1 protein-coding gene and 1 pseudogene are annotated in these 2,245 nt (G+C 51.8%); both read right to left on the reverse strand.

Annotation, left to right across the window (positions count from 1 at the left end; all coding sequences use genetic code 11):
* Nucleotides 1–311: pseudogene (locus HMPREF3096_RS31445) on the reverse strand (molybdopterin-dependent oxidoreductase); the annotation flags it as partial.
* A gap of 134 nt (nt 312–445) precedes the next feature.
* On the reverse strand, nt 446–2,245 hold a 1,800-nt coding region (locus tag HMPREF3096_RS12080), incomplete at its 5' end, for a tail fiber domain-containing protein (protein ID WP_176747749.1).

The following is a 2,245-nucleotide window of genomic DNA, read 5'->3' on the forward strand; positions in this document are numbered from 1 at the left end:
GCAAGACTTGCTACCGTTGGTCCGTGTCAGACGCGTGCCTGGTTGTCTACCGCCAGCATGCCGAGCGAACGCACAAATTTTTGCGTCAGCATGCCAGTCTCATTGCTTGCCGCCGAGGCGCACAGCATGCCGGTGGAAAGCCAGCGGTTAACCGTCACGCCCTGCTCGTTCTTTTCAATAAAGTTGGCGTCGCGGTCGGCTTTCATCAGTCTGGCGATGCGGTTAAAAGCTTCATCCCAGGAGATGCGCTGCCATTTATCCGAGCCCGGGGCGCGGTATTGCGGATAACGCAGGCGGTTTTCACTGTGGACTATAGCGCGCGAAATAAATTGATACCGAACTGGAAATAAATTGATACCGAACGAAACCGATAAAAAAATATTTTTGATACCAAAAATTAATAGAGAAACGAACCCATCCTTGGCACCCTACTTCCGTTGCTAATTTAACCCGCAGCACCTTCTATTCTGTCCAGTCTTCTGCGCTGATAGGCGTTCTCCATCGCATTACACTCATCCATAACCAGGCGCCATTCGCTTCCTGCTGGTATCGCTTCCTTAGTTACTCGAGATCCTGCCTGGCGTATAAGAACCTGTGTTTCCTCTGAGATCTTAACCCCCTGCTCATCGTACTGCGCCGGAATGGTTTCGTACTCGTCATCCCATGACTCCACCTGTTCGGGCTGGGCATCCCATTCGTTATGGACAACCAAGGCCCATTCAGTAGCATCTTCCCCTGCGGCTGCAAACGCTTCAACGATATCTTGTGCAATGTAGCCCACATGCCAGCGAGCGCCATCCTCGCCTTTCTCCGCAATGGCCCAGTCGTATTTAAATCGCTTGATAGCAATTGTTCCCCATATATCCAGGATATTATCGGGTATTGCCTCCCGCACCGGTTTGTGATCACGGTCTGAAACAACAGTTACCGCATTCTGGGAGTAGATATTTTTAACGGTATTACCCGCGGAGCCTATATCCCAGGTATTTGTCGCACTGAAGCCAATGTTCCCCCCAAAGACAAGAGCCGAGGCATTAAGACCGATTGAGGTCCCGTATGCAGTTATATCAGCAGATTTAGTAGTTGCCCCGCCGACATAAAACTCAACCGCTCTCGTGCCTGTCGCCCCTGCGTTATACCCGAAACGCATAACCGTCCCGCGCAGGGTAAAGCTACCGTTTGCTGTCAGAGCGTCTGCGGTATAGTCGCGGTAATAGGTACGCGGGGTCAGGGTGCGCTGATTGATAGTCAACTCATCACCAGTTGCACCGACAACGGCATCGAGCACGTATTGCCCGCTCAGACTGCCATCCACTTTAAATTTACGACCGTGAATGCGCGTTTCGCCCGTGTAACCCGTTGACGACCCTGCTGTGATATTCAGGGGAACCCCCATGAATACGAAAGGTTTATACGCAGCGGGAACATCAATAGTCGTGCGACCGTTTGCGGCGTCAACAGACACCACACTTACGGTGAAGTCCTTCGCAAAGTACGAGCCGATCGCATTCCCGCCTTTTACGAGCAGCGGAAGATTGCTGTATCCATAATCTTCGTAGAACGTCGTACCGAACTTGTAGTCCGGGTTGGCTCGCTGATGGGCAATCCATGGGTTAATCAGATCACCAGGTGCGAAGATTCCACCGCCGACCTTCTTAAACAAATTATACCTAAACCCGTTTGTCGGCTGCACATTCCCCCAGATACTCTGATCAGAGCTTTCGGGGATGTAGTTCAGTCCGGTCGGGAATACCGGGATGCCGCCAGTGAACGCCTGCACCGCTTTCAGGATCACCGGCGTGGCGTCAGGGATGGTCAGCTGCAGCGACTGCTGGGCGCCGGAAGTGCCCACACCATCATTGTTGTTCCACTTGAGGTTCTGAATGATCGCCATTTTGTAGCCATTGCCAAAATCAATGGCCATCTCGGCTTTTGCGATAAACAGGTTGTAGTTATACCCCGCATCCGTAGCGAGCTGATCGATGTTTGCGGTCTGCCACAACACGATGTTGTTGAGGTCAAAATTGCCGCTCATATCCTTGTACCAGATGCAGATATTGCTGTGTATCGCAGGCGACAGAACCGGAAGCTGCAAAATGCCATTTGCAGCCATCAGTCCATACGGAGAGAACATCTCCTTAGTGGTCTTGTGCCCACGAAGTGAGTCAACGTCCGGCGGGTTCACATAGGTACTATTGGTGCCATACATCACACCATAGGTGCCGTATTTGAAGTCAAATCCGCC

Source organism: Klebsiella sp. HMSC25G12, from assembly GCF_001807705.1.
GTDB classification, from domain to species: domain Bacteria; phylum Pseudomonadota; class Gammaproteobacteria; order Enterobacterales; family Enterobacteriaceae; genus Klebsiella; species Klebsiella variicola.